The sequence below is a fragment of the Microbacterium sp. genome (assembly GCF_030149085.1).
GTDB lineage: Bacteria > Actinomycetota > Actinomycetes > Actinomycetales > Microbacteriaceae > Microbacterium.
In genome coordinates this window covers 1-12,246 of sequence record NZ_JASBSF010000393.1, presented here as the reverse complement: position 1 = coordinate 12,246, position 12,246 = coordinate 1, and the positions used below count along the sequence as shown (strand labels likewise).

Here is a 12,246-nt window from a genome sequence, read left to right as displayed (position 1 = left end):
TCTCGACGAGAACGGCAAGCTCGTCACCGTGACGATGGGTTCGTACGGCATCGGTGTTACGCGAATCCTCGCGATCATCGCCGAACTCAGCAACGACGAGAAGGGTCTCATCTGGCCCTCAGCGGTGGCTCCCTTCGACGTGCACGTGGTCGCCGCCGGCAAGGATGCCCTCGCGTTCGACCTTGCGGAACAGGCGAGCGCGCGACTTGAGGCCGCCGGTCTCGATGTCGTTTACGATGACCGGCCGAAGGTGTCTCCGGGAGTGACGTTCGCCGATGCGGAACTCATCTGCGTGCCACGCATTCTCGTGGTCGGCCGAGGGGCGGCAACCGGCGAGGTCGAGTTGTGGGATCGCCGCACCGGCGATCGCGAGACGATGCCGCTCGACGAGGCCATCGCTCGCCTCGCCGCGTGAGAGGACTCAGTAACTGATCTTCGCGTGCCGGACGACGTCGTCGTCCGGTGTCTCGCGGGTCACGAGCGCCTTCAGCATCCCGGCGGCCTGCGCCAACCGGTTCTGTCCGGGCTCCCAGAACTCCACCTCGACCGGGCTGACCCGCAGCAGCGTGATGCCGGGAGTGTCGAGGCCTTCTTCGAACCACACCTCCAGTGACGGCGAGTACAGCTCACGCATGAGTGCGTCGTCGTGTACGACGCGGGCGCGACCCGCGACCGACACATAGCGCATGGCCTTCGGGTCGCAGTACGACAGTCCCACCTCATCATCTGCTTCGGCCTCATCGACCTTTTTGGTGTGCTCGGCCGTGAAGAACCAGATGTCGCCGTTCTCGTCCATCCGGCGCGTGCTCATCGGGCGACTCACGAGGTTCCCGCTGTCATCGCGTGTCGTGAGCATCGTGATGTCGATGCTCAGAGGCCGAACTCCGCGCGTACGTGGTCCCGGATCTCGACGTACTCGGGCCGATCCCAGAAGAAGAGCAGTTTCTGCGCGATCGTCGTGTCGCTGTCGGGCTCAGGCTCCAGGACGAAGGTCATGAAGCTCTCGGCGAAGTCTTCGACGACGTTGGTCGCGGCGTAGTCGCTCACGAAATCGTCCTCGTGATCGAGGTAGAACTCGTATGCGAGATCGGCGTCTGCGTTAGCAGGATCCGGAGCATCCGAACCGTACTGTGCCCAGAATTCCTGATCGAAAGCCCACAGCGCCGAATCCGGCTCTGCGCACCCTTCGTCTAGCTGGAGCGTGTCGCAGCTCCAGGCTTCGGGGTCGGTTTGGCCCGGAGAGAGGCTCAGGATGTGCGCGTACTCGTGGATCAGCGTTGACAGCAGCAGATCTTCGTCTGACGCGTAGGCGAGGTTGACCACGAGTGTCCATTGCTCGGGATCGTCAGTCTGGAGGACGTAGGCGAGCGTGTCGCTCGATTCCGAATCCCCGACGCGGAAGTCGCGGATGACGCTACCTGCCACCTCGGGGGTCACGATCCTCACGAACATGTCCCAGACCGACTCGGTGGTTTCGTCGCCGGGGGGGGAGAGGGAAGCATCCGGCTCGACGGTGTACACCTCGACAACGCCGAGATCCTCGTCATCCTCGGTGTAGACCTCGCCGTCGTCGTACTGGCCGAATCCGTCGCTCTGATCGATGGTGCCGATGTCGGTCAGCGCGGTCAGCGAGCATCCCGACAGCGCCACAACGATGGCGACGAGGGCGGTTGAGAGGGCGGGAGCTGTCAGGCGGCGTGTCACTGCTGTGCTCCGTGGAGGTGGTCGCGGTGTTTCTGGGACTGCCGCTTCTTGGTGATGAGATCGAGTGGACCGGTCACGGTGAGCTCGTCTTCCCAGCACTCGACCCCCGTCACGCCGGGAAGCAAGTCACGGGTGAAGACCGGATCGCGGCCCTCTCTGCGCTGGCGCGTGTAGTCGCGAAGCAGCCGGAACGCGATGCCCGACAGCAGCGCAATCGCGACAAGGTTGACAAGAGCCATGACTCCCATGATCCCGTCCGCGAAGCTCCAGACCAGGTCGGCGGAGGCGAGCGAGCCGACGAGAACCGCGAGCACCACGGCAACGCGATAGGCCGGGAGCACCCCGCGACGCGTGGTGATGAACTCGATGTTGGACTGGCCGTAGTAGTAATTGCCGAGGATCGACGAGAACGCGAGCAGGAAGATGATGATGCTGAGCGCAATGTTCGACCACTCGCCGAGCGTGGAGACGAGCGCCCCCTGCGTGAGTGCGATTCCTCGCGATGCGCCCGCAAGGTCGGGGACCGACACCAGGATGATGAAGGCCGTGATCGAGCACACGAGGAACGTGTCGAAGTAGACGCCGAGCGACTGGACGAGGCCCTGTTTGACCGGGTGGGTGACGGCGGCGCTCGCGCCCGCGTTTGGAGCTGAACCCAGGCCCGCCTCGTTCGAGAACATGCCGCGACGCACACCCGTGAGCACGATGTAGCCAAACGTCGCTCCCACGACCTCGTTGAAACCCCAGGCCTGGGTAAAGATCTCAGCGAAAACGACCGGAAGCTGATCGATGTGGATAGCGACCACGGCAAGGCCCAGCAGCAGGTAGGCAAGTGCCATCAGGGGCACCAGGGTCTGGGTGACTGACGCGATGCGACGGATGCCTCCGAAGACGACGAGCGCCGTCAACAGCGCCACCACCACACCGGTGACCGGCCCCACCCATCCGGCATCCGTCCCGAAGCTCGATGAGACAGTGTCGGCGATCGTGTTCGCCTGCAGGGAGGAGAACGCGAAGGGGAAGCAGATCAGCAGGATGACGGCAAAGAGCACGCCCATCCACCGCGCGCGGAGTCCCCGCTGCATGTAGTACGCCGGCCCGCCACGGAAGCCGCCCTCGGCATCTCGCACCTTGAACAGTTGCGCGAGCGACGACTCGATGAAGCTCGAGGACGCGCCGATCAGCGCCATGAGCCACATCCAGAAGACAGCGCCCGGCCCACCCAGCGCGATCGCTGTTCCGACCCCGGCGATGTTGCCGACGCCCACTCTCGACGCTGCGGAGATGGTAAAGGCCTGGAAGGACGACACGGACTGCGGTGCGCCGTCCGTTGTTCGCGGCGTCTTGTCGGTGAGGGTTCGGAACATCTCCGGGAACAGTCGGATCTGCACGACGCCCGAGCGAACCGTGAAGTACAGGCCCAGCCCGACGACGATCGGAAGGACAATCCAGGTCCAAAACAGGTCGCCCCACTCGACGATGAGGGAATTGACGGCATCCACGGCATCAGTATGTCGGTTCGGGGATGGAATGAGCGAGCACACGGGGCGAGCGAAGGAGTGATCGGGTAACGTGGGATGATTCCGCGCGGCGTGTGATTCGCGACGGTTAGAGCTGAATAGGGAGGTCACGATGGACATCGATCTGACGCTGCTCAGAACGGTCGAGCGCGAGAAGGACATTCCGTTCGACGAACTCGTTCGCATCATCGAGCAGGCGATTCGGACCGCCTATGCCAAGCACACTTCGCCCACCGGCGAGGCCCCGGAGGGCGCGCGCGCTCAGCTGGACCGCAAGACGGGTCACGTCGCGATCTTCGTCCCACTGGTGGATGACGAGGGCGCAGTCATCGGCGAGGAGGAGACAACTCCCGAAGACTTCGGCCGCATCGCAGCCTTCGCCGCCAAGCAGGTCATCAGTCAGCGACTGCGGGACATCGCCGACGACGCCGTGCTCGGCGAGTTCCGTGGCAAAGAGGGCGACATCGTCGCAGGTGTCGTCCAGCAGGGGCCGAACCCCCGGATGGTGCACGTGGACCTCGGCACGGTCGAGGCGATTCTGCCGCCCGAAGAGCAGGTCCCCGGCGAGGATTACGCACACGGCTCCCGCCTGCGCGTCTACGTGACATCCGTCTCGAAGGGAACAAAGGGTCCGTCGATCACGGTTTCGCGAACGCACCCGGGGCTGGTGCGCAAGCTCTTCGCCCTGGAGGTTCCCGAGATTCCCGCGGGCCTCGTCGAGATCGTCTCCCTCGCCCGCGAGGCCGGGCACCGCAGCAAGATCGCGGTGAAGGCCAACGATCCGTCGATCAACGCCAAGGGTGCGTGCATCGGGGAGCTCGGCCGGCGCGTGCGCGCGGTCACCGAGGAACTCGGCGGCGAGAAGATCGACATCGTCGACTACAGCTCCGACCTCGCGACGTTCGTCGGCAACGCCCTCTCGCCCGCGAAGGTCACGTCGAGCTTCGTACTGGATGCCAAGACCAAGGCTGTACGGGCTTTGGTGCCGGATTACCAGCTGTCTCTTGCCATCGGCAAGGAAGGGCAGAACGCGCGTCTGGCCGCCAAACTCACGGGCGCCAAGATCGACATCCAGCCCGACAGCATCCTCGACGAGTCCTGATCAGCCATCGCCCTGCGTGGGCCGGCCCGGGAGGGCAGGTGTAGGATGGAACCCGTACGAACGTGCGTCGGATGTCGCACGCGTTCTGCCCGATCGGCGCTTCTTCGCGTCGTGGCCATCGAATCCGCACTCGTCTGGGACGAGCGGGCGTCGATGCCGGGGCGGGGGGCGTGGGTTCACCCGACCGGAGAGTGCATTGACGCGGCACTGAAGCGTCGAGCTTTCGTACGCGCGCTACGCGCCCAGGCTCCCCTGGATTCGCAAGCGCTCACGAAACGGCTGAACGAGAAACGGCTGAATGGCAATGGACACAAAGTGAACGGCTCGAAATGAGACCCGTCCGCAACTAGTGGTCCGCCCCTGTCTGGGCGGGCCCCAGACAGGAGAACTGTGGCAAAACCACGCGTGCACGAGATCGCATCCGAACTCGGCATTGACAGCAAGGTCGCTCTCGCAAAGCTGAAGGAGCTTGGCGAGTTCGTCAAGAGCCCTTCCTCGACGATTGAGCCGCCGGTCGCGCGTAAGCTCCGCGCGGCGTTTGAAGGCCAGGCTGCTGGCGCGTCCGCGTCCAGCGGTCCCGCTGCGCCTTCGGGCACAGCAGGAGCGCGCCCCGCGCCGCGTCCCGGTGCGGCATCGGGCCGCTCGGGATCGCGCCCTGCAGCTACCCCCGGGGCAACAACTCCGGGACCACGCCCCGCCCCGAAGCCGGCAGAAGAGACCGTGGCTCCGGCACCGGCGGCATCTGCCGCCCCCGCCGCGCCCACCAAGCCGAGCGCACCGGCATCCGAAAGCGGTCCGGCCGACGCGGCATCCTCCGCGCCGACACCGCAAGCCCCGCGTCCTGGCGGAGCGCCGCGCCCCGGTAACAACCCGTTCGCGTCGCAGCAGGGCATGGGTCAGCGCCCGGCAGGGCCGCGTCCCGGTAACAACCCGTTCGCGTCGCAGCAGGGCATGGGTCAGCGCCCGACTCCCGCCAACATTCCGCGACCCCAGGCCCCGCGTCCCGGTTCGCCCGGACGCCCCGGTGGCCCCGGCCGTCCGGGCGGCGCGGGTCGTCCCGGCGGCGCCGGTCGTCCCGGCGCGCCGTTCCAGCAGCGTCCCGGCGGTCCCGGTCGTCCCGGCGGCGCTGGCGGTGGCTTCGCCCGTCCTGGCGCGCCCGCAGGCGGTGGCGGTTTCCCCGCCCGTCCCGGTGGTGGCGGCCGCGGCCGTGGCCCCGGCGGTGGTACCGCTGGTGCGTTCGGTAAGGGCGGCGGCAAGTCCAAGCAGCGCAAGTCGCGTCGGGCAAAGCGTCAAGAATTCGAGATGAGGGATGCCCCACAGGTCGGTGGCGTCAACGTCCAGAAGGGCAACGGCGAGATCATTCGCCTGCGTCGTGGCGCGTCGATCTCGGACTTCGCCGACAAGCTCGAAGCGATCCGCGGCTACACGGTGCAGCCCGGCACGCTCGTGACGATCCTGTTCAACCTCGGTGAGATGGCCACAGCAACCGAGTCGCTGGATGAGGCGACGTTCGAGGTGCTCGGCGCCGAGCTCGGCTACAAGATCCAGATGGTCTCGCCCGAGGACGAGGACAAGGAACTGCTCGAAGGCTTCGGTCTGAACCTCGAGCAGGAGCTGGCCGAAGAGGACGACGAAGACCTCGAGATCCGTCCCCCCGTCGTGACCGTCATGGGTCACGTCGATCACGGTAAGACCCGTCTGCTCGACGCCATCCGTCAGACCAATGTCGTCGCGGGTGAGGCCGGTGGCATCACCCAGCACATCGGTGCCTACCAGGTGTGGACCGAGCACGAAGACATCGAACGGGCCATCACCTTCATCGACACCCCGGGTCACGAGGCGTTCACCGCCATGCGTGCCCGTGGTGCGCAGGTGACCGACCTCGCGATCCTCGTGGTCGCCGCCGACGACGGCATCATGCCCCAGACGGTCGAGGCGCTCAACCACGCACAGGCCGCCGGGGTGCCGATCGTTGTGGCAGTCAACAAGGTCGACAAGCCGGATGCCAACCCGCAGAAGGTCCGCCAGCAGCTGACCGAGTACGGTCTGGTCGCCGAGGAGTACGGCGGCGACGTCATGTTCGTCGACGTGTCGGCGCGCCAGGGGACCGGCATCCGGGATCTGCTCGACGCTGTTCTGCTCACCGCGGATGCCGGCCTCGACCTGCGTGCGAACCCGAACAAGGACGCACGCGGTGTCGCGATCGAAGCCAAGCTCGACAAGGGCCGTGGTTCGGTGGCGACAGTGCTCATCCAGTCCGGAACGCTGCGGGTCGGCGACGCGATCGTCGCTGGCACCGCATATGGCCGTGTTCGCGCGATGGTCGACGAGAACGGTGACCCGGTCGAGGAGGCAGCGCCCTCGCGTCCGGTGCAGGTTCAGGGTCTGAACTCCGTGCCCCGTGCTGGTGACGTGTTCATCGTGACCGACGAAGACCGCATGGCCCGCCAGATCGCCGAGAAGCGTGAGGCGGCCGAGCGCAACGCTCAGCTGGCCAAGGCGCGCAAGCGCATCTCGCTCGAGGACTTCACCCGGGCGCTCGAAGAGGGCAAGGTCGAATCGCTCAACCTCATCATCAAGGGCGACGTGTCCGGTGCCGTCGAGGCGCTGGAAGAGTCGCTGCTCAAGATCGAGGTCGACGATTCAGTGCAGCTGCGCATCATCCACCGCGGTGTCGGTGCGATCACCGAGTCCGACGTGAACCTGGCGACGATCGACAACGCGATCATCCTGGGCTTCAACGTCCGACCGGACTCGAAGGCGCGCGAGCGGGCTGCCCGCGAGGGCGTCGACATCCGGTTCTACTCGGTCATCTACAACGCGATCGACGACGTCGAGCAGTCCCTCAAGGGCCTTCTCAAGCCGGAGTTCGAAGAGGTGCAGTCGGGTGTCGCCGAGATCCGCGAGGTGTTCCGCTCCTCGAAGTTCGGCAACATCGCCGGATGTATCGTCCGCAGCGGCACGATCACCCGCAATGCCAAGGCGCGCGTCATCCGCGAGGGTGTCGTCATCGCCGATGGCCTGGCAATCGAGTCGCTTCGCCGGTTCAAGGATGACGTCACCGAGGTTCGCACCGACTACGAGTGCGGTATCGGCCTCGGCAAGTTCAACGACATCCAGGTCGGCGACGAGATCGAAACGACCGAGCTCGTGGAGAAGCCGCGCGGCTAAGAACCGCTACACGCTGTGATTCAGGATGTCCCGCCCGCTCAGGTCGGGGCATCCTGAATCTCGGTGGTTATGCAAGCGCAAGGAGAGATGACATGACTGGGGAACGTCAGGCACGCATGGCCGACCGGATCAAGGTGCTCGTTGCCGAGCGTCTGGAGAAGGGGCTGCGCGATCCTCGCATGGGGTTCGTCACGATCACTGACGTTCGCGTCACGGGTGACCTGCAGCACGCGTCAGTCTTCTACACGGTCCTCGGCAGCGAGGAGGAGCGGACCTCGACAGCTGACGCGCTGCGAGCCGCGACCGGGATGCTCCGGAGCGAGGTCGGGCGAAAGCTCGGCGTGCGGCTGACCCCGACGCTGGAGTTCATCCACGACGGTCTGGCCGAGGATGCCGGACACATCGAGGACCTGCTTCGTGAGGCGCGCGAACGGGACGACGCCGTCGCGGGCCTTGCTGCATCTGCAACCTACGCGGGCGACGCCGACCCGTACGTGGCGCCGCGCGCTCTCGCCGACGACGAAGACTGAGTTCTCGGCTCCGATCAGTTCAGCCGTGCACCGGGGTGCGCACGGCTGATTGGAGTGAGCGACCCCAGTGGCGAGCTCGCTCTAATTCACCGGCTATGAGCGGCCCCTGGATGTCGGAGACATAGAAGCTCCGTGACGCGACAGGGACGAAGCCGCGCGTTCGGCCCTCCTTGGCCGCAGCCCGACTGGCAGAGCCCGGCACCCACCGCTGCTTGGTGTGCGTGTCAAACGTTGCAAGCGAGACCGGCGTGGTCACGCTGACAGCGCCCAGCCATTCGCGAAGACCGCGGGAGCTGGCTCGCACGGCCCCGCGTGAGACGGCGTCGTACCGCGTTGCTTGGCGCGACATCGAGAACGCATGAGTCGGGCCACCGGCGACGACGAGCGCGACATCCGTCGGCACCGTCAGCAGCGCGCTGTCGACATCCGTGATCGACACATCCGACCACTCCGCCAGGCCTTCGGCCGTCGCGCGGGCGATATCGCGGGTGTTGCCGAACATCGACTCGTAGATCACCACTGTCTTCACGAGACGTGAGGCTACGGTGTCGCGGGGACCTCGGATAGGGACCTTCGCCCCCGTGGGAGACAGGCGGCACCGTCCTCGAGCTCAATGAGTCCATCGGCGATGAGGGAATCGATCGCCCGGTCGCGCTGCCCCCGATCCGGCCAGTCCGGTGCGAGGTCCTCAGCCGCGACGGGGGAGGGCGCGACCTGCCGCAGCGCTCGCAGGACGAGCCCGCGAACCTGGCGGTCGCTTCCCTCGTAGGTGGCCTGCCGCGGGCGTCGGTCTCCGGTATCGGGATAGCCGGCAGCCCGCCACGCGCATTTCTGCGCGATCGGACACGCGTCGCACCGCGGAGCTCGCGCCGTGCAGACTGTCGCGCCGAGCTCCATCGTCGCGGCATTGAAGAGTGCAGCATCCGCGCGCTCGGCGGGCAGGAGGGCCGCCATGGCGTCGAGGTCTCGCCGGGACGGGGGCCCCGGCTGGGATCGGGCGTCGATCACGCGCGCGAGGACCCTGCGTGTGTTGGTGTCGACGACCGGATGCCGATCGCCGTACGCGAAGACCGCCACCGCGCGAGCCGTGTAGTCGCCGATGCCGGTCAGAGCCAAGAGGTCGTCCACGTCTCGGGGAACCACGCCTCCGTGTCGTGTGGTGATCTCTTCCGCTGCGCGGTGAAGCCACAGTGCGCGCCGGGGGTATCCCAGGTTCGCCCACTGTGTGACGGCCTCGGCGGGAGACGCCTCGGCAAGGTCGGCCGGTGTCGGCCAGCGCTCTAGCCACGCTTCCAGGTGCGGAATCACGCGGGCGACCGGCGTCTGCTGCAGCATGAACTCGCTGACAAGGATCGCCCACGCGCCGACTCCGGGCCTGCGCCAGGGCAGATCTCTCGCGTTGTGTCGAAACCACTCGTTGAGGTCGGACGCGAGCGGATGCACGACCTCCAGCCTATGCGTCCCGCGCGACGGTCGGAGAGATCGCCTTCGGCCGGGCCGAAGGGGGAGCCTGCGCTCGGAGAATAGGCTGGGAGTATGCGTCTGCCCGCCACACCGCCAGTGACGCTGATGCGTGAACTGGTCAGCGGGCTTCCCCGGCGGCAGCTGGCAGGCCGCTCGATCGTCGCTGTGGACGGGGCCGACGGCGCCGGGAAGACCGTGTTCGCCGACACCCTCGCGGCTGTCATGAACGACGTGGGCATGGTGGCAGTGCGCGCGTCGATCGACGGCTTCCACCGCCCTCGTGCGGAGCGCTACGCGCGCGGCAGGCGCTCGCCCGAGGGGTTCTACCTCGACTCCTATGACTACGCGACCTTCCGCCGGGTGCTGGTCGACCCGTTTCGCGAGGGCGGGCTGACCGGTGCGACCACCGGCTTCCAGGTGGCCGCGTTCGATCTTGAGCGCGACATCCCGGTTGAAGCAGAGTGGACGACAGTGCCGCAGGATGCCGTCCTGGTCGTCGACGGCATTTTTCTGCATCGGCCTGAACTCATCGACATCTGGGATTGGTCGTTCTGGCTGGAGGCACCCGCGGAGGTGCGCTTCGCCCGGATGGCGCAACGCGACGGCACAGACCCCGACCCGGCTGCTGCGTCGAACGAGCGCTATCGCGTGGGCCAGGAGATGTATGTCGAACGCGTCAACCCCGTGGCTCTCGCCGCCGTTCGCATCGACAACTCCGATCCGGCGAACCCGAAGGTGATTCGATGAGCGATCCGAGCGGCATCCTGCTCGTCGACAAGCCAGGCGGCATGACCAGTCATGATGTGGTGGCCCGCGCCCGCCGCGCCCTCGATACGCGCAAGGTCGGCCACGCCGGAACACTGGATCCGATGGCCACGGGACTCCTCGTGCTCGGTGTCGGCGCTTCGACACGCCTGCTGACCTTCATCGTTGGCCTGGACAAGACCTACGAGGCGACGATTCGGCTGGGAGTCTCGACCGCCACCGACGACGCCGAGGGCGAGATCACCGCGGTGGCGTCTGCCCAGGCGGTGACGGATGCAGACATCGGTGCCGGCATCGACGCGCTCACCGGAACGATCGATCAGGTGCCCAGTGCCGTCTCGGCGATCAAGGTCGACGGGCGCCGCGCGTACGACCGCGTCCGCGCGGGGGAGCAGGTCGAGCTCGCGGCGCGTACCGTGACGGTATCGCGATTCGAGGTTCGGCACACGCGCCGGCGCGCGACGGATGCCGACAGCGCGCCGATACCGGTGATCGACCTCGACGTTGTGGTCGATTGCTCCAGCGGAACCTATATCCGTGCCCTCGCTCGAGATCTCGGCGCCTCGCTCGGGGTCGGAGGACACCTGATCGCGTTGCGACGCACCCGCATCGGCCCGTTCCTCGTCGCCGATGGGGCGGGACTCGACGACATAACTGCCGCTCGGCTGCTGGCGCCGGCGGCAGTCGCGACGGCGGTTCTCGGCGCAGTCCCGGTCACCGGGGAGGAAGCGCGCGACCTCCGCCACGGCAAGCGGATCCTCGATGCCGCGGACCGACTGTCCTCAGGGACAGCGGCCATCGGCCCTGACGGGCGGCTGGTCGGCATCCTGGAGCGGCGCGGCAACGATCTGAAGAGTGCGATGAACATGGCGGAGGGCTCATGATCCTGTGGTTCACCTACGTGCAGGTGGCAGTGGCGGTCCTGGGAGGTCTGCTCTGCGTCATCCTGGGTCTCGCGGGGCGTCGCCCGAGCGACTATACGGTTGGAGCCCTCGCGCTGGTGGAGCTTCTGGTGGTGGCTCAGGTCGTCATCGCCATCCTGGCCCCGTTCGTCGGTAACCTGCCGACCGGCAGCGTCCTCGAATTCTGGGTCTACCTCGTCTCGGCGGCGCTCCTTCCGCCGGCAGCTGTGATCTGGGCATTGCTCGAGCGCAGCCGATGGAGCACGGTCATCATGGGAATCGCGGCGCTATCGGTTGCCGTGATGGTGTGGCGGATGCAGGTCATCTGGACGATCCAGATCGGCTGAGCGCCTCGCGCGGGGTCGCTCCTCGCCCCGAGACCGGTCGCGTGGGACGTAGGATGAATGCCGCTATGACTACGCCTTCCCGACCCCGCATGACCGGAATCGGACGGGTTCTCGTGATCGTCTACGCGATCATGGCCCTGGCGGCCACCGGTCGCTCGTTCGTTCAGATCGCGCGCGAGTTCGACGAGGCACCTGTCGCTTACACGCTGTCGGCGCTGGCCGCCGTGGTCTACATCGTCGCCACCCTCGCGCTCATCTTCGCGGGACGCCGCGGCTGGTACCTGGTCGCGTGGATCGCGATCTCGTTCGAACTCGCCGGCGTGCTCATCGTGGGGACTCTGAGCTACCTCATCCCCGAGATCTTCGGGCATCCGTCGGTGTGGTCCTATTTCGGGGGAATCGGACCGGACGGCTATATCGGGTACGTCTTCGTTCCGCTCGTCCTGCCGTTCCTGGGGCTGTGGTGGCTCTGGTCGCACCGGCCTTCCCGCGTCGCCTCTTCCGGCGAGGTTGCCGCCGCATCATGATCGTCTTTCGAGATCCCGCCGAGGTGCCGTCGGGCTTCGGCCCGAGCGTCGTTGTCATCGGCAAGTTCGATGGCGTGCACTCCGGTCACCGCGCAGTGATCGCCCGCGCACGAGTGAAGGCAGTGTCGATGGGTGCCACCGTCGTCGCCGTCACGTTCGACCGGAATCCGCTTGCGCTGCTGGCTCCCGACAAGTGCCCCGAGAACCTCATCGG

Annotated in this window: 15 protein-coding genes; 10 read left to right on the top strand and 5 right to left on the bottom strand. The window is 66.7% G+C overall.

Annotated features, from left to right (window positions below):
• Nucleotides 1-415, top strand: a 415-nt coding sequence (locus Q1V87_RS15600) for a His/Gly/Thr/Pro-type tRNA ligase C-terminal domain-containing protein (protein WP_300594946.1), incomplete at its 5' end; no start/stop codon positions are given.
• A 6-nt stretch (nucleotides 416-421) separates the two neighbouring features.
• Here Q1V87_RS15600 and Q1V87_RS15595 read toward each other — a convergent pair.
• The 3 genes from Q1V87_RS15595 to Q1V87_RS15585 are packed head-to-tail and all read right to left on the bottom strand — an operon-like array spanning nucleotide 422 to nucleotide 3,206.
• Entirely contained in the window at nucleotides 422-856 is a 435-nt protein-coding gene (locus tag Q1V87_RS15595) for a pyridoxamine 5'-phosphate oxidase family protein (RefSeq protein WP_300594943.1), read from the bottom strand.
• Between the two features lie 14 nt (nucleotides 857-870).
• Nucleotides 871-1,704 carry an NADH:ubiquinone oxidoreductase subunit 4 (chain M) gene (locus Q1V87_RS15590; protein WP_300594940.1) on the bottom strand — a complete coding sequence of 278 codons (834 nt, stop codon included), beginning with the start codon at nucleotides 1,702-1,704 and terminating at the stop codon, nucleotides 871-873.
• Complete coding sequence (locus tag Q1V87_RS15585) at nucleotides 1,701-3,206, bottom strand: sodium:alanine symporter family protein (RefSeq protein WP_300594937.1); 1,506 nt, start codon at nucleotides 3,204-3,206, stop codon at nucleotides 1,701-1,703. The genes Q1V87_RS15590 and Q1V87_RS15585 overlap by 4 nt, the downstream gene beginning before the upstream one ends.
• A gap of 130 nt (nucleotides 3,207-3,336) precedes the next feature.
• Between Q1V87_RS15585 and nusA the strand changes: the two genes are divergently transcribed.
• From nusA to rbfA, 4 genes are all read left to right on the top strand, one after another.
• Nucleotides 3,337-4,326, top strand: a complete 990-nt coding sequence (gene nusA, locus Q1V87_RS15580; RefSeq protein WP_300594934.1) for a transcription termination factor NusA — start codon at nucleotides 3,337-3,339, stop codon at nucleotides 4,324-4,326.
• A gap of 45 nt (nucleotides 4,327-4,371) precedes the next feature.
• Nucleotides 4,372-4,659 carry a YlxR family protein gene (locus Q1V87_RS15575; protein WP_300594931.1) on the top strand — a complete coding sequence of 96 codons (288 nt, stop codon included), beginning with the start codon at nucleotides 4,372-4,374 and terminating at the stop codon, nucleotides 4,657-4,659.
• 57 nt (nucleotides 4,660-4,716) lie between these two features.
• Nucleotides 4,717-7,497: a translation initiation factor IF-2 gene (gene infB / locus Q1V87_RS15570; protein WP_300594928.1), complete on the top strand. Its 2,781-nt coding sequence runs from the start codon at nucleotides 4,717-4,719 to the stop codon at nucleotides 7,495-7,497.
• Between the two features lie 92 nt (nucleotides 7,498-7,589).
• On the top strand, nucleotides 7,590-8,027 hold the full coding sequence (gene rbfA, locus Q1V87_RS15565) for a 30S ribosome-binding factor RbfA (protein WP_300594926.1): 438 nt from the start codon (nucleotides 7,590-7,592) through the stop codon (nucleotides 8,025-8,027).
• 19 nt (nucleotides 8,028-8,046) lie between these two features.
• Here rbfA and Q1V87_RS15560 read toward each other — a convergent pair whose 3' ends face one another.
• Nucleotides 8,047-8,556, bottom strand: coding sequence for a flavodoxin family protein (locus Q1V87_RS15560; protein WP_300594923.1), 510 nt, complete (start codon nucleotides 8,554-8,556; stop codon nucleotides 8,047-8,049).
• Nucleotides 8,557-8,567: 11 nt separating this feature from the next.
• Nucleotides 8,568-9,470, bottom strand: a complete 903-nt coding sequence (locus Q1V87_RS15555) for an A/G-specific adenine glycosylase (RefSeq protein ID WP_300594920.1) — start codon at nucleotides 9,468-9,470, stop codon at nucleotides 8,568-8,570.
• A gap of 93 nt (nucleotides 9,471-9,563) precedes the next feature.
• On the opposite strand from Q1V87_RS15555, the gene Q1V87_RS15550 reads away from it, so the two are divergent.
• The 5 genes from Q1V87_RS15550 to Q1V87_RS15530 form a co-directional block, all read left to right on the top strand.
• Nucleotides 9,564-10,238 (top strand): uridine kinase, encoded by a 675-nt coding sequence (locus Q1V87_RS15550; protein ID WP_300594917.1) that lies wholly within the window; start codon nucleotides 9,564-9,566, stop codon nucleotides 10,236-10,238.
• Complete coding sequence (gene truB, locus Q1V87_RS15545; protein ID WP_300594914.1) at nucleotides 10,235-11,140, top strand: tRNA pseudouridine(55) synthase TruB; 906 nt, start codon at nucleotides 10,235-10,237, stop codon at nucleotides 11,138-11,140. The genes Q1V87_RS15550 and truB overlap by 4 nt, the downstream gene beginning before the upstream one ends.
• Nucleotides 11,137-11,505 carry a hypothetical protein gene (locus Q1V87_RS15540; RefSeq protein ID WP_300594911.1) on the top strand — a complete coding sequence of 123 codons (369 nt, stop codon included), beginning with the start codon at nucleotides 11,137-11,139 and terminating at the stop codon, nucleotides 11,503-11,505. The genes truB and Q1V87_RS15540 overlap by 4 nt, the downstream gene beginning before the upstream one ends.
• Before the next feature lie 89 nt (nucleotides 11,506-11,594).
• Nucleotides 11,595-12,032 carry a hypothetical protein gene (locus tag Q1V87_RS15535; protein ID WP_300594908.1) on the top strand — a complete coding sequence of 146 codons (438 nt, stop codon included), beginning with the start codon at nucleotides 11,595-11,597 and terminating at the stop codon, nucleotides 12,030-12,032.
• A partial coding sequence (locus Q1V87_RS15530; RefSeq protein WP_300594905.1) for an adenylyltransferase/cytidyltransferase family protein occupies nucleotides 12,029-12,246 on the top strand: 218 nt, incomplete at its 3' end. The genes Q1V87_RS15535 and Q1V87_RS15530, both read left to right, overlap by 4 nt.